We start from the raw sequence: 23,819 nt of genomic DNA, 5'->3' as shown, positions 1-23,819 counted from the left end.
CTACTCAGGATGCAACTTCCTGTTCGGATTGTGGTGTTTCAAGTGTTCGGGCGATGGTGTCGAGTGAAATACCCAACACTTCCGCGACCGCGCTGATGGTGAAGAAGGCGGGTGTCGCGATGCGGCCGGTTTCGATCTTGCGCAGAGTTTCGACCGAGATACCGGCGTCGAGCGCTACCTGAACCATGCTTCGGTCCCCCCGCGCCGATCGCAGGAGTTCACCCAGTCGTAGTCCTCGTTCGAGTTCTTCCGCCGTCAGCGGCACGCGCACCATGTGCTTATAGTAATACCGGTATAGTTATTCGACAAGGAAGGTGTTCGAAATGGTCGAAATCAAGACCGCAGGGGAAATCGACGCGATGGCGGCGGCTGGGAGAATCACGGCGCAGGCTCTGGCTGCGGCGCGTGAGGCGGCAAGCGTCGGGGTGACGTTGCTCGAATTGGACGCCGTTGCCGCGGAGGTTATTTCGGCGGCCGGCGCCTCGGCGCTGTTCTTGAACTACCGGCCGGCAACGGCATCGACGCCGTTCCCAGGCGCCATCTGTGCGAGTGTGAACGATGCTGTGGTGCACGGTATCCCGAATGAGTACCGGCTTCGCGACGGTGACCTGGTCAGCATCGACTGCGGCGCGAGACTCGACGGCTGGTGCGGCGACTCCGCCATCAGCTTCACTGTCGGGCGGGGGAGTAGTGAGGATCAGGCACTGATCGACGCGACCGATGAGGCACTTGCCCGTGGCATTGCCGCTGCCCAGCCCGGAAACCGATTGGGCGACATCGGTGCCGCGATCGGACAGTACGCGCGTGGCCGCGGGTACGGCATGCTGGCCGATCACGGTGGGCACGGCATCGGCCGCGAGATGCACGAAGGCCCGGACGTGCCCAACGAAGGTCGAGCAGGCAAAGGCTTCCGGCTGCGTCCCGGCCTGGTCATCGCCATCGAACCGATGCTCATCGCCGACGGAACCGACGACTACCGGCACGACGCCGACGGGTGGACCCTTCGCACCGTTTCGGGCGCCCGGGCTGCGCACAGTGAGCACACGGTCGCGATCACCGAAGACGGTCCGGTGATCATGACCCGCTGATCAACCCGCTCAGCTCTGGTTGGAGGTCTTGCCGCTCACGAGGTCTCGTACGTCCCACACCCACACGTCGTCGACGCGCTTGGCGTCGAAGCCGACCAGCTCGTCGACCGTGTGGCGCAGGGCGTCGTCGCCGGAGAATCGGGGAAGCACCAGTACGTCGGCGTGCCAGTACCGCAGGTCGGTCAGTGCGTTCGCTCTGGTGCCCACGTCGATCAACGGGACCTTGCCGGTTTGTTTGGCATTGACCAGCAGGGTCGAGGTGGGCCGGGACTCGGCGCCGTAGATTCCGGCGCGGGTCTTCGAATCCGGGCCGACGAAGTACCCGCCGGCGATGGGGAAGCCGAAGTCGGCGTCGACCTGCCAGCTCAGTGCGCGGGCGTCTTCGGCGCTCGCGACGGGAACCGTCACCAGGGTGCCGTCGCTGACGTAGTTCTCCCACGAGCCGCTGGTGATGAATTCGGGCGTCGCAGATCGCTGATCGGCGTCGATGGGGGTCGGGATCAGGGGAATCATCGCGACGGCGAGTGCCACCAGCCAGACACCGGCGGCCGTGTGGCGCGGTCCACGAAGTTCGACAAAAGCGCGGTAGGTGCCGAGGGTGAGCAACAGTCCGATCGCCGGAATCGCGCCCATCGCGAATCGGGATTCGAGCACCGATTCGAACAACGGCAAGTCTGCGAGGAGTTTCCACGGCAGGGTGATGCCGGTCTTGTCACCGTCGATGGTCAGTTCGGAACCGAGCGAGAGCACACCCATCACCACGATCACGGCGGCGGCAGCGCGGGTCAGACGGATGCGCCACAGCCACACCGTTGCACCGAGAAGCAGGAGCACCAACGGCCATCCGAAGTACGCGTTCTCCTCGGTCGGGTTCATTCGGAACTCCGCGCCCTCGGGGTCGCCCGCAACCGATTCGGTCGGGAACGTGGTGAGTGCAGCGGTGTCGTTGCCGGCCTGACCGTGTGAGACGCCGTCGTAGCTCGCTGGGCCGAAGAACTGCGACCACAGCGGCACCGCGGTGATCAGGAGTGTGACCGCGCCGCCGATCACGAGGCCGGGCATCGCGCGCTTGATCGCCTGGCGCGACTTGGCCAGGCCGGGCAGTGCATAGGCGGCGCCGAACACCATGGCTGACATCGTGAAGATGAGGAGCGGTTCTTCGCCGAGGAAGATCTGCCAGGCGACGAGTAGGCCGAGGACGACACCGTCGCGAACCGGACGCTTGCCGTTCGAAATGCGCACTACCTGCAAGAATATGAACGGAAGTACGAAGAACGCGACGAAGTTCGGGTGGCCGTTGGCATGCGAGATCATGGCGGGCGCAAATCCGCAGAACCCCGCTCCGACGGCGGCGGCGATCTTGGAGCGGACCGAGACGCCGGTCAGCACGTGCCGCGAGAATGCCCAGTACCAGGCGATAGCGGTGCCGCCGAGGCCGGCAGTCAGTCCGATCGCATACGTGGCTGTCGGTCCGAAGATCAACGTGATCGGGGCCAGCGGGATGCTGATCCCGAACATGGCGGTATTGGCCATCAGGTTCACGCCGAGCGGGTAATTCTGCAGGTCACTGAACAGTGGGCTGCGGAACTGGGCGAGGGCGTGAGCGGTATCGGCGAAGAACCATTCCCACATGGCCTGGTCGCGGCCCGCGTTGAACAGATAGCCGGACTGCAGATCGCTCCACAGGTTGGACATCACGTAGATCGCCGCAACGGTGAACGTCGCCATGATCGCGAGGTCGACCAGACGACCGCGCTGGACGACCGAGCGCCGCACTGCTGAACGGACTCGCCCTGGACGTGCTTCTTCGAGCAGTTGGACGTCGGGCAAGGTCTCGGTCATGCAGTCGGTGCCTTTCGGTTCTGGCGCCCATCCCTGAAGTGGCGATCTCAGAAGTTCGGGGTGGCCTACTTAGGTCTCGATTCGATAACTTCCACTGTCAGAGTAACGAACAAAACGGTTCGCGTCCGCGAGCGGGCGCAGTCAGCGGGACAAATCGGTCCGCCCGACTTGTCCGGAAAGTAATGTTTTCGTGCACCGTTTGACGGGTTCGTGACCGGGGTATCGCAACAAGGATCTTGCTCGCGTTTGTTCAGGCAGCCCCGACGAATCCCATCCTCGACGAAGAGTTGGAACCTACGTCCGGGGCCTATACCGGATGGGATGGTGCTTGTGCATGTCGAAGACAGCAGTTCGTAGTAGCGCAGTAGGAGCAGTGGCCTTGTTGGCCGTTGTCCTGGGGGGTGGGACGGCGTCGGCAGGCGTTGACAACACCAGTTCGATCACCGACGTCAAAGGGAATCGGATAGAAGTCTTCCAGGCTGATACCGCTATCCATGTCTTTCCGCCTCTCGACAGCTCACCGCTGAGTGTCGAGTTCTTCCACGACGGGGTTGCCGGCGTGAAGATCGACGGGCCGGACGCGGCAAGCTTCACCGGAACGAAGCTGACGATCGGTTATCAGATCGGTTACCCGATCGCGTTAACCGGCACGACGGTCGTTCTCAACAGTCCTGGTCTCGACTGGGCTGTCGAGAGTGGAACCAACCTCGGGATCGGCCTGGTTCCGGACTTCGAACTGGGACTGGACATATCGAACGGGTTCGTCATCGGTGGTGACATCATTCCTTCGCAGGAACTTGACGTCGATCTGGCGCCGGGCGGTATCACCGACGTCGCACTGCTCGAAGATCAGGAGTTCGACGGTCCCGAAGCCGCTGTCCGTCTGTCCGGAGTTCACGGTTATGTACAGGGAGCAATCGGTCCGGTGACCATCAGGCCGTACGCGAAGGCTGTCACGTCGAATGGCGATACCGTCGTCACTTACGGTGTACCGCAGAGGCTTTAGCGAAAGCGGATGCTCCCGCCGTCACGCTGCAACAGCGTGATGGTGGGAGTTTTCCGCGTTCCGTGTGGTCGAATCGGCGCCACGAATCGGCGAAGCGTCTGCCCAGTGGGCACTACGGGAAACACTGACGAGTTTCGCGACCAACCGTGCCGCGATCCACACGAGGTACACGGCGGTGATCAGAAGCAGAAGTGCCCAGTCGTGCGCGAAGAATCCGACTATCCCGCCGATCGTGAACGCGAGGGCGACGAAGACGACCCGTCCGCCCACGTCGGTCTCGACCAGATACTCGGGTTCGATCGGATCGTCGGGTTCACTCGATTCATCGACGTCCTCGGATGACTCGGCCCTGGACTTCTCGTGGTGTTCGGTGGGGATCTCGAGTAGCTCGCCCCATTCGAGCACCGCAACAGTGTGCGCGGTGTCGGTCGGGATCGCGCGGTAGTCGCGGGACTCGGACACGTCGATGAGAGCCCTTGCCAGAGTGAGTACTTCGATGCGATTGCGAATCGCGACGCTCAACACTTCATGGAAAGCCTGTTCGCGCCCGAACGGTTTGCCGCGCGCAATGACCAGAACATGCTCTGCGGAATCGAGAACTGCACGATGCGGTACAAGCTCGCGGCTTTGCGCAACGAGTTCGCTCACTGTCATCACCTACCCCGCCGGTGGTTGATGCGGCCGTTTGCTCGACTGCGCTTGGAGGGGCTGAGTACCCCGGCAGTTTCGGAAACAAACTCGCCGGACAGCGTGTCAGATTTGCGCAGCCGGGGCCGAGAGTGCTCCGAGGCAACTTTCGATCAGGTCGGCAACGATCACGTGAGCACGTTCGCGGCTGTCGACGCGGCCTTCCCACGTGGCAAAAGTGACGACGGTGAGCACGGTCAGAGTTCCTGCCCGAAGTTCGGCGATCTCTGCCGGTAACGAGGACGCAGCGACTATCCGCCGCTGAACTTCGCGGAAACTCTCGGCCTGCATGTGGTCACGGATAGTCGACGACATCGCCGGGTCGAAGATCGACTGCACCAGGAACCGCGCGTACAACGTGCCCTCGCGGTAGATGGTCTGTTCCGCCAACGGCAGGACGAGAGCCTCGACGAGGGCACGCATCGTCGGTGGATTCGCGTCGAGATCGATCGTGTCGAGCAACTCACGACGACGCTCACCGGCAGGTCGCATTCTGGACTCGACGACGGCCGCCAGCAAACCTTCACGTGACCCGAAGTGATACTGCGCAGCCGATTTGTTGGCCTGCCCGGCTTCGGTCTGAACATCACGAAGAGTCAGAGCGGCCAGACCTCGCTCGGCAACCAGACGCTCGGCTGCATCGATCATCGCCGCTCGGGCATCGGTTCGGGGCACGGTATGAAGCTAGGGGTGCGTCGGGGTCGCGTCAACGACCTCGACGGTAAGCCTTTTGTGACGTATCTCCTGGTTAGATTGCGTCAGAGCGGGTAACGACCACAAACGGCCCCTGCTCGGTCACGGTGAAACGAGGATCGTCGAACAGTTCCTTGGGGAACGTGACCGTGTAGCGGCGGACGTTCGGGTCGTTGGGGTAGACGTCCTCTGCCAACCGCAGCGTGTACCCGTCGGCGCCCTGGCGGAAGACGAAGGCGTCGGGGCTGCGCCACGGCGCCGAGTCCAGCGCAGCTATCAGTTCGTCAGGCGTCTTCAGTTCCGACCACTGCTCGATCAGCGCAGCGCGCGCACGGAAATCGGCGAGCGGGTTCGCGTAGTGCGACGTCAGTCCTTGAAAGCCGAAGTACGGGTAGAAGCTGAGGAAGCCGATGTCGGCAGTGAGGACCACCGTGTCATGGGGTTCGCGTCCCAACTGCTCGCGAATGATCCGGTCGATGTCGGCGTAATTGGCTTCGGCACCCGGGGGTCGCTTGTCCCCGCGCTCGCCGTTGCCGTCGGTATCGCTGTATGCCACAGCGATATCCGGCGCCAGCACCTGCGGGATGTTCTGCGCGAAGGCGATGGCTCCGATGACACCGAGTGCAACCAGTACCGCTTTGACGCGAGGATTTTCGCTGGTGGCCAGCACGATCCAACCGGCGAACTCGAAGAAACCGAACACACCGGCGGCGGCAAGGAGTCCGATCAGGACCGGCTCCAGTCGGAAACCGAGGAGCGTACTGCCGGCGACGGTGAACGTCATGGACAGCAATGCCCACAGGTACACGGCAATGACACCGATACCGAGTGCTCGGGCGCGGCGGGAGAACAGGAACCGCGAAATCAGCCAGATCGTGCCGAGTAGGCACAGTCCGCCGACGAGGGTGAAGCTCAGCATCGGGAAGGGCAGCACCGCACCGGAATCGGGGAGGTAGTGCATTGCGGTGCCGGACTCTGCGGTGGCACCGGAGAGTGCCTTCAGCAGGTACGGCGTCCAGACGGTCAGAGCCACCAGGCCGGAGATCACCGCGATCACGGCGAGCCTGACGAGGGATCCCAGTGCGGCTTTCCACGTGTTCTGGGCGCGTGCGGCAAGTACTGCGGCAACCAAGGCCATCAGAGTCACTGCGAACGCGGCGAATCCGAGATAGAGCGTGTAGACCGTTGCGGCGAGACCGAGGAACAGGCCCGTCCCGAGTATTGCGCCGGCTCCGGCAAATCGAGATGCCCCCGGCCGGTCCAATGCGCCCCACGCGAGGATCAGCACTGGCGGGATCAGGAGGTTGATGACGGCGCCGTACGCCTCGGGGGAGTTGTACGCCAACACGACGGCAGTGACGGCCAATGCCGCGACGACGGCCCAATCGCGTCGAATCAGCTTGGTCCACAACACGAGTGCAACGACGGCGACGACAGCCAACGAGCCGATCGCATAAGGCTTGAAGGCTTCCCAGCCGTCCATTCCCAGCAGGTTCGCGACGCGTCCACCGATCCAGAACCAGCCGGCCGGGTAGAACGGCGGCAGATCCACGTACGTCATGTCCTGCAGCGCAGCAGAATCCGTCAGCCGGGTCAGGTACTCGGTCCGGAACTGCTGATCGACCGAGACGCCGTGCAGATACAGACTCGTCGCGGCCAGGGGAAGTCCGAGCGTCGTGGTGACGAAGCCGGAGAGCCCGGCCCACGAGAGGAGTTTTGCGACCCGCTCGGCCTTGCGGGCGCGGAACATCAGAACCGCAACACCGACCACTGCGATGCAGAGCACCTGCAGCACCGTCGTGACTGCCTGCGTGACATTGGAAGAGGTGAACGCCGGCCACTGCACTCGGCCGAAAGCAAAGAGCCCGACAGCGGCTACAACAGCGGCGACCAGCGCTCCGAGGGCCATTTCCACCACCGTCGCCGCGGCATTACGCCACGGCGACGGGGTCGAAAGGTCTGTACTCGGAGCAGTTGTTGTTTCTGGCACGGGAGGAGCTTAAACCGGCAACTTCCGGAAGATCGGGCGCGGCACGTGGCGAAGACCCATCATGACGAAGCGCCACGGGCCGGGAGTCCAGACGATTTCCTTGCCCTTGTCCGAGGCGGCAACAGCGAGCTTCGCGACGATGTCCTTGTTGACCGTCAGCGGAGCTTCCTTGACGTGGGCACTGAACTGCGTGCGCACCATGCCGGGGCGAACGACGGTGACCTGCGGTCCGAATTCCGCGAGAGCCTCGCCGAGTCCGAGGTAGAAACCGTCGAGGCCCGCCTTGGTGGATCCGTAGACGAAGTTGGCACGCTTGACGCGCTCGCCGGCAACCGACGACATCGCGATGATCTTGCCGAAGCCCTGAGCCTTCATCTTCTCGCCGAGAAGAACACCGACCGAGACGGAAGCGGTGTAGTTGACGTTTGCCACCAGAACGGCCTTGCGCTGGTTCTGCCACAGCTCTTCGGAGTCACCGTCCAGTGCGAAGGCGACGATGGCGACGTCGACGTCACCGTTCGAGAACGCCTGGTCGATCACCTTCGGGTGCGATTCGAAATCAACGGCGTCGAAATCGATGAGCTCCACCGAGGTGGCACCCTTCGCTTCGAGCTGCTTGACCGCAGCTTCGCGTCCCGGATCGCCAGGGAGTGCCGCCAGAACGACGCGGAGCGGCGCCTTCTTCAGGTATTCCTCACAGATGGCGAGGCCGATCTCGGAGGTTCCACCGAGAAGCAAAACGGTTTGCGGGTTACCTACAGCGTTGATCACAGTTCCAGCCTTCTGGACATATCGGAGGCGAAAACGCCTGTGGGGTCGTACTTGCGGCGCGTCGCGATCCACTCGTCGATGCGCGGGTACATGGCGTGGAAGGTTTCCGCGGACGTCCGCGAGTCCTTGGCCGTGTACAGGCGTCCGCCGAATTCGAGGACACGCTTGTCGAGTTCGGTGACGAACTCGTTCAGGCCCGGCTTGATGCGGAAGTCGACGCAGATGTTCCAGCCCGGGATCGGGAAGCTCAGCGGCGCCTGATTGCCTTCGCCGAAGAGCTTGAACACGTTGAGGAACGAGTAGTGCCCGCTGCGCTGGATGTCGACGATGATCTTCTTGAACTCGTCGACGGCCTCCGGCGGAACCACGAACTGGTACTGCAGGAATCCGTTGGATCCGTACGCGCGGTTCCACTCACCGAACATGTCGAGCGGGTGGTAGAACTGCGTCAGATTCTGGACCTTGCCGCGATACTTGCCGGACTTGCGGAACCAGACCTCACCGATCGCGGTGAAGTTGAACTTGTTGGCCAGCCCGTTCGGGAAGACGTCGGGGAACGTCAGCAACTGCGGTGCGTCGAAGGCGAGCGGGTTCTTCTGCAGCTTGGCCGGAAGCTGGTCGAGCTTCGCCAGAGATCCGCGCGAGACTGCCGCACGACCGAGCTTCGGGGGCGCGGAAATCGCGTCGAACCAGGCGCTCGAATACTCGTAGTTGGCCTCGCTGCCGTCGCTGTGCAGCGCGATGGTCTCGTCGAGGCTGTTGGTGACGTCGCCGTCGGCGATGAAGTACGCCGTCTCGGTCGGTGTCATCTTGATGGTTGCCCGCAAGATGATGCCCGTCAGGCCCATGCCGCCGATCGTGGCCCAGAACAGTGCGGCCTTCGGGTCGTTGCGCCCGCCCTTGGGGGTGAGCGTGCGAACTTTGCCGTCGGCCGTCAGCAGATCCAACGACACGACGTGGTTGCCGAAGCTGCCCGCGCTGTGGTGGTTCTTGCCGTGGATATCCGAGCCGATGGCGCCGCCGATCGTGACCTGACGAGTACCCGGCAGGACCGGAACCCACAGGCCGAACGGCAGAGCAGCCTTCATCAGCTGATCCAGATTCACGCCGGCGTCGACGTCCACCAGAGCGGTGTCGCGATCGATGCGGTGAATGCGGCTGAGTGCATTCATGTCGATGACCAGGCCGCCGGCGTTCTGCGCTGGGTCACCGTACGAGCGGCCGAGGCCGCGCGCGATGACGCCGCGTCGCAGATGCGAGGGCTTGGAATCGTTCTGTTCCGCAACCTGGGCGACCGCGTTGGCGATCACTTCCACGTCGGGGGTGGACAGCACCTGTGCAGTGGTGGCGGCGGTGCGTCCCCAACCGGTGAGGGTGCGGGCTTGGGTGTGGAGAGCCGGCTGCGGCGTCTCTTCTGCTGTCGTGGACATCAAGGTAGAGGTTACCTGGGAGTAGTGCCGACGGCTCCGACTCGAGTGGTTACTCTCGTCGTCGTGCCCGAAACACCTGCAAGTCACCAGCACGAACCCCACGTCCCGCTGCCCGTCGAGATTCCTGTCACGACGGACATCGCCGACGACGCGTTGGACCTGAAAACGCAGATCGTCCGGTTCGTCGCGACGGGTGGGCTGTCGGCGGTCGTGGACTACGGGCTGTATGTGCTGCTCCTCGCGTTGGGGTTGCCGCGCGTCGCCGCAAAATCGCTGAGCTTCGTTGCGGGCACCACGACGGCGTACCTCATCAATCGTCGGTGGACGTTCAAGGCCGAGCCTTCTCGCGCCCGCTTCATCGCTGTAGTCGCGCTGTACGCGGTCACTTTTGCGGTTCAGGTCGGACTCAACGAACTGATGGTCCATGTCTTCGACGAGCATTGGTGGCGGACACCGCTGGCCTTCGTCATCGCGCAGGGCACCGCGACGGTCATCAACTTCATCGTTCAGCGGGCAGTGATCTTCAAGATCAAGTAACGGTTCGGGGTGGATTAGCGCATTCGTCCGGTTTCTCGAGAGAGAATCGAGCCCATGATCATCGTTCTCGATTCTTCGGCCCTGACCAGGGGCGCACGGTTCGACACTGCCATCGCCGACGCTCGCGCACTCGGACACCGCGTCGTCGTGCCGCGATTGGTCGTCCTCGAGGTTGCGAGTCGCTACCGCGAGGAATCGGCGGAGATGATCGCGGCCCTGAGCGTCCAGGCGCGCATGTACGACCGACTGGGGTTGCGGCGCGACCTTACGAGGTTCGTCGACGCGGCTCACGACAAGGCCGACGGCTACGTCGACGACGTGATCGAAGACCTCGTGGCGATCGGCGTCGAAGTGGTCGATCCAGTCGACGTTTCGCATCTCGAGGTGGCCGAGAGGGCGATCTCGCTGCGTCGGCCCTATACCGACAAGAAGAAGCGAGACGGATATCCGGCGACGCTGAACTGGCTGACCGTGCTCGATCTCGCCGACCGCAACCCGGGCGTCGACGTCATCTGGGTGAGCTCCGACGCACGGGCATACGGCGACGGCGAAGACGGGGTCTGGCACGGCGATCTCGCGCGTGAGCTGGCGTCGCGCGGTCTGGAGTATCGGGTCCGCTGGGCGTCGGACATCCCGGTGATCGACGGACCGGTGCAGGTGGAGCAAGTGGCGGAGGTCGAGGAAGCCGCTGAGGTCGCGCCCGAGGCCCCGGTTGCTCAGGGCTTCGTGGAGCCGGAAGCGGTGGTTCCAGCCGAGGTTCCCGAACCCGCGGCACCTGCAGCAGCCCCCGCCCCCAAGCCTGTTCAGCGCGCAGCGCGGACGAGAGTTGCGCCGCAGCGCATCGAACCCGCCCCGAAAGCTCAGTCCGGTGGACTGCGCGGTCTGGGCAAGGTCATCGGCGGGCGGAAACGAAAGGTCACGATCGTCGACGATCTCGACGAAGTCGACCTCTTCGGTGCCTGATCGCTTCTAATCTGGACAGATGTCTCTGTTGCCGACAGTCAGTCGAAGGACCGGAACTCGATACGGCAGGCCGAGTATCGAATCGCAGGTCCTCTACAACGCGTGCCGATGGATGCTTCGGCCCGTGGTCGGGATCGCGCCGCTGACGCCTGGCGCCATGCGCCGCGCCGCAGTGCTGGACTCGGCCGCGGGTGTACGCATTCCGTCCGGGATCGATCGGGAAGCGATTCGCTTTCCAGGTTTCGACGGTGAACTCGTGCGGACGGCAGGCTCGACGGCTGATCTGCGCGACGGTGTTGTTCTCTACCTGCACGGCGGCGGGTTCATGTGCTGCGGGCTCAACACGCATCGGCCGGTCGTTGCAAGCATCGCCAAGCGAACCGGCCTTCCGGTCCTGCACATCGCATATCGACAGTTGCCGAGCACGAGCATCAGCGGGTCCGTCGACGACTGTCTCGATGCATACCGGTGGCTCCTCGAACAGGGAGCCTTGCCGGAAAAGGTTGTCTTCGTTGGCGATTCGGCCGGAGGCTTTCTGGTCTTCGCGACGGCACTTGCAGCTGTTTCCGCGGGGCTCGAGGTTCCGGCCGGTCTTGTCGGGCTCTCACCTCTCCTCGATCTCGATTGCACCACCAAATCAGTCCACGCCAACGCTCGACGCGACGTGATCGCCCCGGTGTCGGCATTGATGGCGATCGGAAAGCTTGGCGGACAGACGAACTCACCCGTCGACGGCGATCTGGCCGCTCTGCCGCCGTCGTTGCTGATCGCCGCCGAATCCGAGGTGCTCAGAGTCGATTCGGAGGTGATGGCGCAACGGCTCGCCGCCGCGGGGGTGCCGTGCTCGCTGCAGATCTGGAACGGCCAGGTTCACGCGTTTCCCGCCGTCTGGCCTGGCTTGCCGGAGAGCCGGGCTGCGCTACGTGACGTTGCCAGGTTCATTCGCGCCAGGCTGGATGCGGTCCCGCCCCAGGTCGCGGGCGAAAGTTGTTCGGGAAGTTGAACTTCCGGTCCGGTTAGGGATTCTCGTGTCCTGACGTTGTGGTAGGTGCCATCGCGCGGGCATAGATCGATTCGAGCTCGGTTACTGCTGAACGTCGATCGACGTTGTCGGGATCGAGGCGATGTTGGAGGTTGATCCCGAGAGTGCCGGCCAGAAGGGTGACGGCAACCAACTCCGGATTGGTGACCGGGGTGTCGATCGAACGCAGGTAGTCCGCGTACAGCGTTCGCATTGCGACGTACTGCTCTGCGTAGGTCTCGCGGATGGTGGACCCGGGAATCACGGCTTCGATCAAGATGGTCGAGAAAATTCGTGCCTCGGGGTATGACATCAGTACGAAGTTGGCTTCGATCAATGCTTCGATTCCAGTCGCCGAGGATGATGCCAACTCTGCGCGTAGCTTTTCCATGCCCCACCGGAATGCGTCCTCGACGACGGCTCGTAGAAGCCCGTCCTTCGATCCGAAGTGCCAGGCCACGGACCCTCTGCTGATACCGGATCTTTCTGCCACGGCTTGTACGGACATCGCGGTCGACCCGCCTTCGGCAGCCAGTTCGGCCGCGGCTTTCACCAGTCGCCGTCTGGTTTCCTCGGAAATCTCCTGCTTGCGTGTCGACGCCATTCGGTGTTCCTGCCTTCTTTCGTTCTCGAGTGCAGCCAATTCCGGCACGCGGTGACGTCGACGCGCCCGTCGGGGCCGAGACCTGCGCACCGCACTCATGCTACGAGGCCGGCCATCGGCCGGCCGTATTCCTCTCGCGACACCCTCTTGCCTATGTTGATCGTCCAGTTCTATGCTGAGCGTCCAATAACTTAACGGAATGGGCGGACATGGAACTCATCGATCTGACTAGAACTCTCGATCCGGCCGATCGGGAATTGCTCCCCGAGGGTTTGAAGGCACTGGCTTCCGTCGTTGCCCCCTCGGTGACCTACTCGCACCCCGCAGGTGCCGGACGCGACGAGTTCGCGGCAGCACTGCAGTGCGGAGTTCATGATCTTCCGGACGGTGAGGGGTGGGGATCGGAGATGTTGAGTGAGTTCAACAGCCATCTGGGCACACACGTCGACGCGCCGTTGCACTACGGATCAACCTCGGAGGGTAAGCCTTCTCGCACGATCACAGACATCGCGTTGGATGAATTGTTCTGCGAGACAGTGGTGCTCGACCTGCGCGGCCGGTGCGAGGCGAATCAGCCGATCTCGGTGGACGCGCTGAAAGCTGCCCTGGCGGAAAACGGTGCGTCCGTTCCCCAGGGTGGTGCCGTGTTGCTCCGTACCGGACAAGAGAGCTTCACCTTGGCTGATCCAGGGTTCTTTCAGTATCCAGGGATGAGTCGCGAAGGCACGCTGTTTCTCGCCGAGCAAGGCGCGAAGGTGCTGGGCACCGACGCTGCCGGCTGGGACTTGAGCTTTGCAGTTATGGCGCAGAAATTTCGTGACACCGGGGACAACTCGGTTCTCTGGGACGGGCACCGGGCCGGACGCGAACGTGAAGTATTCATCGTTCAGCAACTGGCGAACCTCGCCGCGCTTCCGCCCTCGGGATTTCACGTGGCGTTTTTCCCGATCAAGCTTGCGCGAGCCAGCGCTGCCCCGGCTCGTGTGGTCGCGTTCGTCTGAGCAAAATTCCTGCCTCACCTAACGAACAATTCAGTGAAAGGTATTGACTCACAGTGAAACTTGCGACCGTCGAATACGAAAAGACTCAGCAGACGGCTCTGGTGACGGGCAGCGGCGAGCAACTGTTGTTACTCGAGCGAGCTCATCATGATGTGACGGGAAAACCGGCTCCAGAACTGGAAACCATGCAAACCATCATCGAAGGTGGTCCGGCGGCACGGGAGACCCTGGATCGGCTCGCAGACGAGCCGCCGGCAAGTGCAATCGTCGACGCAGGTGATGTGCGCTGGATGTCGCCGCTTCCTCAGCCGGTCCAGATCCGAGACTTCGGCTGCTTCATGGATCACTTCCGCAACGCTCGCGCCCGAATTCAAGGGGTCGCACTCGAGGACGTCGAACTGCCGAAGATCCAGTTGGAGCGCCCGCTGTATTACATAGCGAACCGATTGGCGGTGACCGGACACAAATCTGACGTCGTGTGGCCCGAGTACTCGAGCCTGCGCGATTACGAACTCGAATTCGCCTGTGTGCTGGGGCGCGGTGGAACCGACATCTCACGCGCGGATGCCCCTGCGCATATCTTCGGTTACACCATCTTCAACGATTTCAGCGCCCGCGATACTCAGCTCGAGGAGATCTCCACCGGACTCGGTCTCAGTAAGAGCAAGGACTTTTCGAACGCGAATGTCCTCGGGCCCTGGATCGTGACGGCCGACGAAGTCGGTGACCCCTACCAACTCGAGATGACCGCGAGAATCAACGGAGACGAGGTGAGCCGAGGAACCAGCGCCGACATGGACCATCGTTTCGAGGACGTGATTTCGTTCGCTTCGACTTCCACGCGGCTGTACCCGGGTGAAGTCTTCTGTTCCGGCACCGTGCCGAGTGGATGCGGCTTGGAGCACGGGCGGTTCCTGGAACCGGGAGACGTAGTCGAACTCGAGGTCACCGGCCTCGGTGTATTGAGGAATCGAGTGGTGGCGTGAGCGGCGAAGTCATGGTTCTCGGTGTCGGCGCGACTCTCTTCGGGCGGCACGCGGATACCGCGGCCTCGGAATTGGCGGGGCGTGCGGCGATCGATGCCGTCGAAGATGCGGGCCTGACCCGCGGTGACGTCGGTGCGGTCTTCTACGCGACAGTCAGCCAGAAGGCGATCGACCGGCAGCACATGATCCCAGGCCAGATTGCCTTGAGGCCATACGGTTTCGGGGGAGTCCCGGTCGTCAATGTCGAAAATGCCTGCGCCGGCGGCGCGACTGCACTCTGGCTGGCGATCGCCCACGTTCGCGCCGGTCTGTCCGAGGTCGCGTTGGCGGTCGGGGTGGACAAGCTGGTGTGCTCGGATCCGGCTCGAAGTCTGGAGGTGTTCGACGGTGCACTCGACGTTGCGCATCGCGACGAGACGCTCGCGGGCCTTGCTTCGCTGTCCGCTCCGCTGCCGGATGCACTCGGATCGCAGGGTGAGCGGTCGGTGTTCATGGAGATCTACGCTTCTCTTGCCCGGGCGCACATGGAGAGATTCGGAACCACCGAGTTCGAGCTCGCGTCCGTAGCAGCCAAAAATCATGCGCATTCCGTGCACAATCCGCGGTCGCACTTTCGCAAACTCTTCAGCGTCGAAGAGGTGCTTGCCGCAAGGCGAGTCGCGTGGCCTCTGACAGTTCCGATGTGCTCGCCCGTCAGTGACGGTGCAGCGGCGGTCATTGTGACCAGTGCGGACTTTGCTCGAAGGCACGATTCCTCTCGGCGGGCGGCGCAGGTACTCGGTTGCAGCTTGGTGTCAGGCACGGATCGGACCGCAGATGACGTGGAGAGTCACATCGGTCGCCGTGCAGCAATGAGCGCATACGAGGAAGCCGGAGTCGGGCCAGGCGATGTGGATGTGGCAGAGGTCCACGACGCCACGGCCTTCGGTGAAGTGCAGCAGGTCGAGAATCTGGGGTTCTGCCCGATCGGTGAGGGCGGCGCGTGGTCGGCGTCCGGTGCGAGTTCGTTGGGAGGCGTGCGTCCGGTCAATCCGTCAGGTGGGCTCGAGTCCCGTGGTCATCCGGTCTCGGCAACGGGACTGGCGCAGGTCTTCGAACTTGTCACGCAGTTGCGTGGACAAGCAGGGCGGCGACAAGTTCCGGGTGCTCGAATCGCGGTCGCAGAGAACGGCGGAGGTCTCTACGGCATCGAGGAAGCCGTCGCCGCGGTCACGATCTTGGGAGGGCCACGATGAACGCGGACATCATGAACGATGAACCGATGGCGCCAGGCTTGCAGGTGCAAGCGGGATATGCGGATCTGATTCTGTCGGCGCTGCGACGCCGACCAGACCACATCGCGTTTCGATTCACGGATCGGAACGGTGATCGGGCCGAGCTGACATATTGGCAGACTGCGGAACAGATCGAGCGGATTGCAGGTGTCCTCAGTAGCTTCGCTCTGCCGGACGGAGCCGGGGTCGCCCTGCTTGCGGGGCCGTGTCCTGAAGCATTCACGGTCATGGCCGCGGCGTGTCTGGCGGGCGTGCGCTACACGGCACTCCATCCGCTCGCGACCGAAGAGAACGACAGGATGGTGCTGAAAGACAGTGGTACCGATCTCCTGTTGGTTGCCGACGGACAGTTCCAGGTACGCGCCGAAGCGGCACAGACTCGAGTGATGTCACTGTCAGCCCTCGAATCAGCGTGTGAATTGGGTACGGCGGGAATAGGTTCAGGCTTAGGCGGTCAGGGTCGAGCTTTGTATCTCTTCTACACCGGTGGAACCACCGGTGAGCCGAAAGGCGTCATGCTCAGGGACCGATCCTTGGTCGCCAATGCCTGGGCCTGCACCACGTGGGAGTGGCCGGCTGAAACCACCATGCTGCTCACTACGCCGATGTCTCATGCTGCCGGTCTGCTCGTCGCACCCGGTCTGCTGCGAGGTGCAAGCTTCGAGTTGCACAGGTCGTTCGACCCGGACAGAGTTGTCGACGCCATCGAAAATGGCGGAGTCACAGCTACATTCGTGGTTCCCACGATGCTCTATGCCTTACTCGACCATCCACGCCTGTCGGATGCGAATCTGTCTGGGCTGAACTGGATGCTTTACGGTGCTGCACCCATCGACCCCACCAGGCTCGAGCAGGCAGGGGCGGTGTTCGGGCCGATCCTGAGCCAGCATTACGGTCAGGCCGAAGCCCCGAATGCGTTGACGGTACTCGATACACGTGAGCACACGGACGATCCCGCAGTTTTGGGGAGTTGTGGGCGCGCGATGCCAGGTGTCGAAGTGGTGTTGCTTGACGAGCAGGGAAACGAGACGGCGACGGGCGTACCCGGCGAGCTTTGTGTGCGAGGTCCGCTCGTGATGGACGGCTATTGGAACAAACCTGAACAAACCGCTGCAGCGCTCGCGAATGGGTGGTTGCACACCGGCGACGTTGCTCGAATCGACGAAAGTGGGCTCATCTCGATCGTCGACCGCATCAAAGACACGATCATCAGTGGTGGATTCAACGTCTACCCGCGCGAAGTCGAGGACTCACTCGGACATCATCCCGCGGTGGCAGCATGTGCGGTATTCGGTGTCCCCGATTCTCAATGGGGAGAAGCTGTTACCGCCGCAGTCGTACTGAAGACGGGATGGTCGGTCACACCCGATCAACTCATCGCGCACGTGAGATCGCACAAGGGTCCGATCTGGGCGCCCAAGGAGATTTCGATTCTGGAAGCGCTGCCGCTCACTGCTTTGGGGAAGATCGACAAGAAGGCACTCCGTGGCGCGTCACCGACCTAGTGACGCGACAACTGCCCGTGCGAGGGCGTCGGCAGATCCAGGGGCGAATGGCAGAAAGAGTTCTGGCTCGATCAATTCCACTTCCATGAGCAGTGGTTGATCCACCGGGCCCACGACGTCCACACGTGCATAAAGCAATTCGCCGGGGCCGCATGGGGTCGCGGCCAGTGCTGCGTCGGCCACCGCGAGTTCGGCGGCGGACGGTTGGTGGAGGTGGTTGGTTCCGCCGTGAAATTCCTGCACGCGGAAGTCGTGGGCGGCCGGGATCTTCTGGACAGCGTGCGAGTAGCGTCCGCCGATGTGGATGATCGAGCGCTCGCCGTCGACGACGTCCGAGACGAATGGCTGGACCAACGCGTCGTTGCCACTCTCGAGGATCGAGCTGAGGTGAGCGTGGGCCTGCGCGGACCCCGAGGCAAACTTTCCCACTCCGACAGCGCCGGCGGACACTGCCGGCTTGACGATGACGTCGGCACCCTCGAACGAAGGGAGGGTGAGTGTTTCGCTCTGTCCGGCAGCGATCACAGCGGTGGGGACGATAGGTACGCCGGCCGCGGCAAGTTCGGTGAGGTATCCCTTGTGTGCGTTCCACTTCACGATCGAGAGTGGATTGGCGATCGGAGCGGTCAGCTGATCGAGAACGGCGAGAAATTCGTCGAGGCGCTGGGTGTAGTCCCAGGTCGACCGGATCAGAACCAGGTCGGCGTCGATATCGAGGAGGGACGGGCTCGACCACGGCGCCATCGTCGACGCGATGCCGTAGGAGGTGAGAGCTTCCATGACGAGTTTGCTTTCGACATCCGCCTCGCGGGCGGCGCCGTCACAGGTGAGCAGGAGAACCGTGGTCATGCCACGATGCTTTCACGGCTGGCGCCTTCTAAGACTAGCGAGGTGGCCCCTCGTCGAGGACCAGCGAACCGGTCCCGGGTTGCCCGGTTGCGTCCACCCACGTCACCGCGACGGTGTCGCCGGGGCGGCGCGAGCTCATCGCCGCGTTGAGATCAGCGGACGACGCGATCCGGCTGCCACCGAACTCGGTGATGACCGCACCTTTGGTCAGCCCCACCCGCTCGGCCGGCGAATCGAAGCTCACGGCAACAACTTCGGCGCCGGCCGGCATGTCCGCGTGATCCTTCACCGCGACACCGAGTACGGGTGTCGGTCCCACACGCACGGTCTCGGAGGAGCGGCCACCGAGTACCTGCTCGACGATCGGTAGTGCGGTGTCGATCGGTATCGCGTAGGACTGAGGCGCCGGTGATGTTTCGGTGCGGTCGGTGACGGCGTTGCCCGCGCTGCTGACGCCGATCAGCTCGCCAACGGCGTTGACCAGGGGGCCACCGGAATCGCCAGGCCGGATGTCCGCGTCCACCTCGATGAGGCCCTTCAACTGGTTTCGCGATCCGTCGGACACGTTGCGGGTGTTGACGGTGACACCGAGGTTGGTGATGACGCCGGGAGCCGGGACGGGTACTCCGCCGCCTTCCGCATTTCCGATTGCGGTGACGGCATCCCCACGAGTGGCTTCTGCTGATTTGCCGACCACAGCCACCGGCAGATCGTCAGCGCCCGCGAGTCGAAGGACGGCAAGATCGCTGACGCTGTCGTACCCGAGGATCTCGGCGTCGTAGATCAGCCCGTTGGACATGCTGACGGCAGTGACGTCCGAAGCTCCGCTGATGACGTGGTGATTCGTGAGCACCACTCCGTCAGGGGAGAGCACGATCCCGGTCCCAGCAGTGGTGGTGAATCCGGCCGGCGCCGTGATGGTGACGATGGTGGGGACCACCCGGGCCGAGAGCTCCTCCGGGGTGAGCGGAACAACCGGCGCGGGTGGGGTGGTCGTGATGACGGTGACCGGTGCGGACTCGATCGTTCCCGGAGTCAGGGGCGGTGCGACCAGCGCGAGACCACCGAGGCCGGCTGCGAGAACGACGGCCGTCCACAGGCCGCGTCTGCTCGCACGTTTGGTCATCCAGCCGTCCGTCCCGCCGGTGTCATGCCATCGAGTCGTGAAAGGTGAAGATTACCGATTCGGCGAATCTTCGGCCACAAAACCGGGCAACATGCCGTCCGCGCGGAGCGTCGCCAGGGACGGCGCGGCAGCGTCCTTTGCGGAGAGCTCGTAGGTCAGAGGGTTGCCCTTACGGTCTGTTCTCGGCCATTCGATCGCGAGTTCCGGATCGAAGGGATCGAGGTCGCGGTCCAGGTGGGGCGAGTATTCGATGCTGCACAGGTACATCACTGTCGATCCGTCTTCGAGTGAAAGGATCGCGTGGCCGAGGCCTTCCTCCAGGAACACCGCTCGTCGATCGACGTCGTCGATCACCACCGCATCCCACTCGCCGAAGGTCGGTGATCCGACGCGCAGGTCTACGACAACGTCGAGGAAGGCACCTTTCACGCAGGTGATGTACTTCGCCTGTCCGGGCGGATTGTCGGTGAAGTGGATCCCGCGGAGGCTACCGGCTTCGGAAACCGAGCAGTTGGCCTGCGCGAGATCGAGAGTGCGGCCGGTCGCGGCGGTGAAGGCGGAGCTTTTGAACCATTCGAGAAAGACACCGCGGTTGTCGCCGAACTGCTTCGGTGTAATTTCCCACGCTCCGGCGATCTTCAGTGGACGGATTTCCACGTCACCATTCCTTGCCGTGCTCGAGCAGCTCGAGTAGGTAGTTGCCGTACCCGGATTTGCCCAATGCTTCTGCCTGAGTGCGTAATTGGTCGGAGCTGATGAATCCTTGACGCCACGCAACCTCTTCAGGGGAACCGATCTTGAGGCCTTGGCGGTGTTCGATGGTCCGCACGTAGTTCGCTGCCTCGAGCAGGGAATCGGGTGTGTGCCGGTGTCGAGCCACGCGGTTCCGCGGGGGAGGACATCGACAGAAAGTTTGCCAGCTTCGAGATAGTGCTGATTGATGTCGCTGATTTCGTATTCGCCACGCGCAGAGGGCTTCAGAGTGCGTGCGATGTCCACGACGTCGCTGTCGTAGAAATAGAGGCCGGGGACTGCGTAATTGGATTTCGGTGACGTCGGCTTTTCCTCGATGGACACGGCGCGACCCGAGTCGTCGAATTCGACGACGCCGTAGGCGGTCGGATTCGAGACCCAGTAAGCGAATACGGCTCCGCCGTCGATGTCGGAGAAACGCCTGAGTTGGGTTCCGAGGCCGGGGCCGTAGAAGATGTTGTCGCCGAGGACGAGCGCCACGGAGTCGGATCCGATGTGCTCTGCGCCGAGGGTGAATGCCGTTGCGAGGCCGTTCGGTTCGTGTTGCACTGCATAGGTGAGGTTGACGCCGAATTGTGAGCCGTCGCCGAGAACCCGGCGGAATTGTTCGGCGTCGTGTGGGGTCGTGATGATCAAGATGTCGCGAATGTCGGCGAGCATGAGAGTGGAGAGCGGGTAGTAGATCATCGGCTTGTCGTAGACAGGCAAGAGTTGCTTGCTCACTCCGAGGGTGATCGGGTGCAACCGCGACCCGGTGCCACCGGCCAGAATGATTCCGCGCATGCGTGCAGTGTCCTGCACTCCTGCCTGCCGACGCAAACGGACATGACACGCCCGGCCGCTAAAGTGGGGTTCGTCCGATGAGCCTGAGGAGATGACGTGCGACTACTGGTCACCGGGGGTGCCGGCTTCATCGGTGCCAATTTCGTTCATCAGACGGTGGCGACGCGTCCCGACGTGGAAGTCACGGTTCTCGACGCTCTGACCTACGCCGGAAATCGCCAGTCCCTGGCGTCCGTCGAGGACCGGATCACGTTTGTCCACGGCGACGTGGCCGACGAGCCGCTGGTCGACGATCTTGTCTCGCGCTCCGACGCAGTCGTGCACTTCGCGGCCGAAAGCCACAACGACAATTCCATCGCCGACCCCGAACCGTTTCTGCGCACCAACGTCATGGGAACCTTCTCGCTCCTGCAGGCAGTGCGTTCGCACGGGGTCCGTTATCACCACATTTCGACCGACGAGGTGTACGGCGACCTCGAACTGGATGATCCGGCGAAGTTCACGGAGACGACACCGTACAACCCGTCGAGCCCGTACTCCGCGTCCAAGGCGTCGAGTGATCTGTTCGTGCGCGCCTGGGTGCGCTCGTTCGGGATCGCGGCGACCATCTCGAACTGCTCCAACAATTACGGCCCGTACCAGCATGTGGAGAAGTTCATCCCACGCCAGATCACCAATCTGCTCGACGGAGTGCGTCCACGGTTGTACGGGGAAGGCCGCAACGTCCGCGACTGGATTCACGTCGAGGACCACAACCGCGCCGTCTGGGACATCCTGGACCGCGGAAAGTCCGGCGAGACGTATCTGATCGGCGCCGACGGTGAAACCGACAACCGGACGGTGATTGCGACCCTGCTCGAAATTTTCGGACGCAAGCCGGACGATTTCGACTTCGTCACCGACCGCCCTGGTCACGATCTGCGGTATGCGATCGATTCGACGCGACTACAGCAGGAACTTGGGTGGAAGCCGCAGTACCGCGATTTTCGAAGCGGACTGGAAGCCACCGTCGAGTGGTATCGCGACAACGAGCAGTGGTGGCGTCCGCAGAAGGCCGGCGTCGAGACGCAGTATTCCGCGGCCGAGAAAGTGATCTGACCGAACGTCAGGCTTTGGTGGGGTCCGGCACCCGCGAGCGCTCGTGCACGAGTGCATTGCGCAGGCCTCGTGATCCCGACAGTGCAGCCACGACGCCGGCAAAGACCTCACAGAGGGTGAACAGCAGCCTCGACGCCAGTGCGAGGCCGAGCGCGACGCCGGCATCCATGAACGGTGAAAGCGCTGCGACGATGACGGCTTCGCGGACACCGATTCCGGACGGGACGACGAACACGAGGACGCCCGCGCACATACCGAGGGCGAGAGCGCCGATGCACTGGACGAGCCCACGGATTTCGAAGCCCGCCGAACTGGACGCGAGCAACCACAACTGGATGCCGTAGAGCACCCAGCTTGCTGCGCACCAGCCCAATGCGAGCGCAATCTTGTGCATCGTGAGCGGCTTGTGCAGCGGCGTGCGGCGGAGCAGTTTCAGCGCAAGGTTCACCAGGCGTGTGAGCACCGGCGGGTAGGCGCAGACCAATGCGATCGGTACGAGGATGATCACGCCGACCGCTGCCGCCGTGCTGACCTCGAACAGGGCAGGTAGACCGAAGAGGCCGACGACCAGCGCCGAAGTTGTGCTCAACCCCACCGTGACCAGCACTGCGACAAAGCCTGCGGCACGGGACACACCGGCGCGCCTCACGAGTTCCGTTTGCAGAACGAAGGCCCAGACACTGCCGGGAAGGTACTTGCCGAGTTGGCCGACCAGATAAGCGCGAGCGGCGTCGAAGGCCGGGATCGGTTGTTCGAGGGCGCCGAGTGCGTGCTGCCAGGCCCGCACTGCGGCACCCATACCGAGGAAGATGAACACCGACGAGGCGGCAAGCGTCCACCAGTTCAGCTCGGTGATCGTGTTCTTGACCTCGGACCATTGGGACTTCACCGCGAAGATGATCGCGACGACGATCGCGAGGGTGACGAGGACCTTGAATCCGTTGACGAGAAGGCCGCGTAGAGCGTTCGGCTCTGCGGCCGGTTCGACGTCTTCGACCGGTTGTTCAGATTCGGGAGAGGTACTCACGCGCCTGCATCCCGCCCGTTCGTCATTTCGCAGACGATACCAACCAGGATTTGTCTCGCTAAACCACGAGCGGTTTGTCGGCGCGTTCCCGCCACCAGGTGAAGGCCTCCGACAGCGAGTCCGGAATGGCCGGTGACGTGCCGAAGCTTCCCGCGGCGTACACGGCTTCGATCGCGGCGATGTCCTCCTCCGCGATTCCCGACCGACTCATTCCGACCCGGTTGACACCGTGCAACGACACCGGGTTGCCGAAGGCCTTGGAGAAGGGCGGGACGTCCTTGACCACGACGGTTCCCATGCCGATCATGGATCCGGAGCCGACGACGCGTCGTTGGTGCGCGACAGTGTGCATGCCCAGGTTGACGCCGTCTCCGACGCTGACGTGCCCGGCAAGCGTCGTACCGGAGGACACGACGCAGCGGTCACCGATCTGCACGTCGTGCTCGATTCCCACTCTGTTCATCACGAAGCAGTCTTCGCCGATTTCGGTGCGGCGTTCGCTGCCCTGATGGACGGTGCTCAATTCGCGAATCGTCGTTCGAGCACCGATTCGAATTCCCAGACCGGCGCTGACGGACCAGGACGTCGGATGTAACGCGCCGAGGATCTCGGGGGGAGCTCCCAAGACCGCTCCGGCGCCGATCCAGCAATCGTCGCCGATCTCGAGTGGGCCGGTCAGCACGGCGTTCGGTCCGACCGTGACCCCTGCCCCGATCAGTACGTCGGCGCCGATGAAGGCGGTCGGATGGATGTGGCAGTCGGCTCGTTCAGACATGCAGGTTCCG

At 63.1% G+C, this 23,819-nt stretch carries 23 protein-coding genes and 1 pseudogene; 10 read left to right on the top strand and 14 right to left on the bottom strand.

Features of this window, described 5'->3' with window-relative positions:
• Window positions 1-4 precede the first annotated feature (4 nt).
• Window positions 5-274 carry a helix-turn-helix domain-containing protein gene (locus ABIE52_RS20780; protein ID WP_003943854.1) on the bottom strand — a complete coding sequence of 90 codons (270 nt, stop codon included), beginning with the start codon at window positions 272-274 and terminating at the stop codon, window positions 5-7.
• Window positions 275-323: 49 nt separating this feature from the next.
• Between ABIE52_RS20780 and map the strand changes: the two genes are divergently transcribed.
• Complete coding sequence (gene map, locus ABIE52_RS20775) at window positions 324-1,088, top strand: type I methionyl aminopeptidase (RefSeq protein ID WP_030535815.1); 765 nt, start codon at window positions 324-326, stop codon at window positions 1,086-1,088.
• Window positions 1,089-1,097: 9 nt separating this feature from the next.
• Here map and ABIE52_RS20770 read toward each other — a convergent pair whose 3' ends face one another.
• The gene (locus ABIE52_RS20770; protein ID WP_192712868.1) at window positions 1,098-2,930 is read right to left on the bottom strand and encodes a glycosyl transferase; all 1,833 of its coding nucleotides are present in this window, start codon (window positions 2,928-2,930) and stop codon (window positions 1,098-1,100) included.
• A gap of 334 nt (window positions 2,931-3,264) precedes the next feature.
• On the opposite strand from ABIE52_RS20770, the gene ABIE52_RS20765 reads away from it, so the two are divergent.
• Entirely contained in the window at window positions 3,265-3,936 is a 672-nt protein-coding gene (locus ABIE52_RS20765; RefSeq protein WP_354541526.1) for an MspA family porin, read from the top strand.
• Window positions 3,937-3,957: 21 nt separating this feature from the next.
• Here the strand turns inward: ABIE52_RS20765 and ABIE52_RS20760 are convergent, their stop codons facing one another.
• The 5 genes from ABIE52_RS20760 to dprE1 all read right to left on the bottom strand — a co-directional run bounded on the left by ABIE52_RS20760 (window position 3,958) and on the right by dprE1 (window position 9,507).
• A complete protein-coding gene (locus ABIE52_RS20760; RefSeq protein ID WP_202022615.1) occupies window positions 3,958-4,590 on the bottom strand; it encodes a hypothetical protein in 633 nt (210 codons plus the stop codon).
• A gap of 99 nt (window positions 4,591-4,689) precedes the next feature.
• Window positions 4,690-5,298: a TetR family transcriptional regulator gene (locus ABIE52_RS20755; RefSeq protein WP_003943927.1), complete on the bottom strand. Its 609-nt coding sequence runs from the start codon at window positions 5,296-5,298 to the stop codon at window positions 4,690-4,692.
• Window positions 5,299-5,371: 73 nt separating this feature from the next.
• Window positions 5,372-7,225, bottom strand: a complete 1,854-nt coding sequence (locus ABIE52_RS20750) for a galactan 5-O-arabinofuranosyltransferase (RefSeq protein WP_042921256.1) — start codon at window positions 7,223-7,225, stop codon at window positions 5,372-5,374.
• Window positions 7,226-7,315: 90 nt separating this feature from the next.
• Entirely contained in the window at window positions 7,316-8,077 is a 762-nt protein-coding gene (gene dprE2, locus ABIE52_RS20745) for a decaprenylphospho-beta-D-erythro-pentofuranosid-2-ulose 2-reductase (RefSeq protein ID WP_007731800.1), read from the bottom strand.
• Window positions 8,074-9,507 carry a decaprenylphosphoryl-beta-D-ribose oxidase gene (gene dprE1 / locus ABIE52_RS20740; protein ID WP_003943934.1) on the bottom strand — a complete coding sequence of 478 codons (1,434 nt, stop codon included), beginning with the start codon at window positions 9,505-9,507 and terminating at the stop codon, window positions 8,074-8,076. The genes dprE2 and dprE1 overlap by 4 nt, the downstream gene beginning before the upstream one ends.
• Before the next feature lie 63 nt (window positions 9,508-9,570).
• On the opposite strand from dprE1, the gene ABIE52_RS20735 reads away from it, so the two are divergent.
• The 3 genes from ABIE52_RS20735 to ABIE52_RS20725 are packed head-to-tail and all read left to right on the top strand — an operon-like array spanning window position 9,571 to window position 12,010.
• Window positions 9,571-10,044 carry a GtrA family protein gene (locus ABIE52_RS20735; protein WP_074447111.1) on the top strand — a complete coding sequence of 158 codons (474 nt, stop codon included), beginning with the start codon at window positions 9,571-9,573 and terminating at the stop codon, window positions 10,042-10,044.
• Window positions 10,045-10,098: 54 nt separating this feature from the next.
• The gene (locus ABIE52_RS20730; protein ID WP_042447630.1) at window positions 10,099-11,007 is read left to right on the top strand and encodes a PIN domain-containing protein; all 909 of its coding nucleotides are present in this window, start codon (window positions 10,099-10,101) and stop codon (window positions 11,005-11,007) included.
• Between the two features lie 19 nt (window positions 11,008-11,026).
• Window positions 11,027-12,010, top strand: coding sequence for an alpha/beta hydrolase (locus ABIE52_RS20725; protein WP_030535811.1), 984 nt, complete (start codon window positions 11,027-11,029; stop codon window positions 12,008-12,010).
• 13 nt (window positions 12,011-12,023) lie between these two features.
• Here the strand turns inward: ABIE52_RS20725 and ABIE52_RS20720 are convergent, their stop codons facing one another.
• Window positions 12,024-12,632 carry a TetR/AcrR family transcriptional regulator gene (locus ABIE52_RS20720; RefSeq protein ID WP_158170230.1) on the bottom strand — a complete coding sequence of 203 codons (609 nt, stop codon included), beginning with the start codon at window positions 12,630-12,632 and terminating at the stop codon, window positions 12,024-12,026.
• A gap of 209 nt (window positions 12,633-12,841) precedes the next feature.
• On the opposite strand from ABIE52_RS20720, the gene ABIE52_RS20715 reads away from it, so the two are divergent.
• Genes ABIE52_RS20715 through ABIE52_RS20700 form a run of 4 tightly spaced genes read left to right on the top strand, consistent with a single transcriptional unit; the run spans window position 12,842 to window position 17,398 of the window.
• On the top strand, window positions 12,842-13,633 hold the full coding sequence (locus ABIE52_RS20715) for a cyclase family protein (protein ID WP_051649531.1): 792 nt from the start codon (window positions 12,842-12,844) through the stop codon (window positions 13,631-13,633).
• Between the two features lie 53 nt (window positions 13,634-13,686).
• Complete coding sequence (locus ABIE52_RS20710) at window positions 13,687-14,619, top strand: fumarylacetoacetate hydrolase family protein (RefSeq protein WP_030535808.1); 933 nt, start codon at window positions 13,687-13,689, stop codon at window positions 14,617-14,619.
• Window positions 14,616-15,854, top strand: a complete 1,239-nt coding sequence (locus ABIE52_RS20705) for a thiolase family protein (protein WP_030535807.1) — start codon at window positions 14,616-14,618, stop codon at window positions 15,852-15,854. Before ABIE52_RS20710 ends, ABIE52_RS20705 begins: the two co-directional genes overlap by 4 nt.
• Entirely contained in the window at window positions 15,851-17,398 is a 1,548-nt protein-coding gene (locus ABIE52_RS20700; protein WP_058038043.1) for an AMP-binding protein, read from the top strand. Before ABIE52_RS20705 ends, ABIE52_RS20700 begins: the two co-directional genes overlap by 4 nt.
• Here ABIE52_RS20700 and ABIE52_RS20695 read toward each other — a convergent pair.
• The 4 genes and pseudogenes from ABIE52_RS20695 to rfbA all read right to left on the bottom strand — a co-directional run bounded on the left by ABIE52_RS20695 (window position 17,387) and on the right by rfbA (window position 20,909).
• Window positions 17,387-18,247 (bottom strand): ATP-grasp domain-containing protein, encoded by an 861-nt coding sequence (locus ABIE52_RS20695; protein WP_151097581.1) that lies wholly within the window; start codon window positions 18,245-18,247, stop codon window positions 17,387-17,389. The genes ABIE52_RS20700 and ABIE52_RS20695 overlap by 12 nt on opposite strands.
• Window positions 18,248-18,281: 34 nt before the next feature.
• Window positions 18,282-19,373, bottom strand: a complete 1,092-nt coding sequence (locus tag ABIE52_RS20690) for a S1C family serine protease (RefSeq protein WP_047272763.1) — start codon at window positions 19,371-19,373, stop codon at window positions 18,282-18,284.
• 51 nt (window positions 19,374-19,424) lie between these two features.
• On the bottom strand, window positions 19,425-20,030 hold the full coding sequence (locus tag ABIE52_RS20685) for a dTDP-4-dehydrorhamnose 3,5-epimerase family protein (protein ID WP_042921219.1): 606 nt from the start codon (window positions 20,028-20,030) through the stop codon (window positions 19,425-19,427).
• A 1-nt stretch (window position 20,031) separates the two neighbouring features.
• Window positions 20,032-20,909 (bottom strand): annotated as a pseudogene (gene rfbA, locus ABIE52_RS20680) (glucose-1-phosphate thymidylyltransferase RfbA).
• Window positions 20,910-21,005: 96 nt separating this feature from the next.
• Between rfbA and rfbB the strand changes: the two are divergent.
• Window positions 21,006-22,007: a dTDP-glucose 4,6-dehydratase gene (gene rfbB / locus ABIE52_RS20675; protein ID WP_192712871.1), complete on the top strand. Its 1,002-nt coding sequence runs from the start codon at window positions 21,006-21,008 to the stop codon at window positions 22,005-22,007.
• A gap of 7 nt (window positions 22,008-22,014) precedes the next feature.
• Here rfbB and ABIE52_RS20670 read toward each other — a convergent pair whose 3' ends face one another.
• On the bottom strand, window positions 22,015-23,034 hold the full coding sequence (locus ABIE52_RS20670; protein ID WP_058038039.1) for a lysylphosphatidylglycerol synthase transmembrane domain-containing protein: 1,020 nt from the start codon (window positions 23,032-23,034) through the stop codon (window positions 22,015-22,017).
• Between the two features lie 58 nt (window positions 23,035-23,092).
• On the bottom strand, window positions 23,093-23,809 hold the full coding sequence (locus ABIE52_RS20665) for a DapH/DapD/GlmU-related protein (protein ID WP_192712872.1): 717 nt from the start codon (window positions 23,807-23,809) through the stop codon (window positions 23,093-23,095).
• Window positions 23,810-23,819 lie beyond the last annotated feature (10 nt).

Source organism: Rhodococcus sp. OAS809, assembly GCF_040546695.1.
Lineage (GTDB): Bacteria > Actinomycetota > Actinomycetes > Mycobacteriales > Mycobacteriaceae > Rhodococcus_F > Rhodococcus_F qingshengii.
Note: the sequence above shows the minus strand (reverse complement) of the source record. Positions and strands in the feature narration are given on the sequence as shown.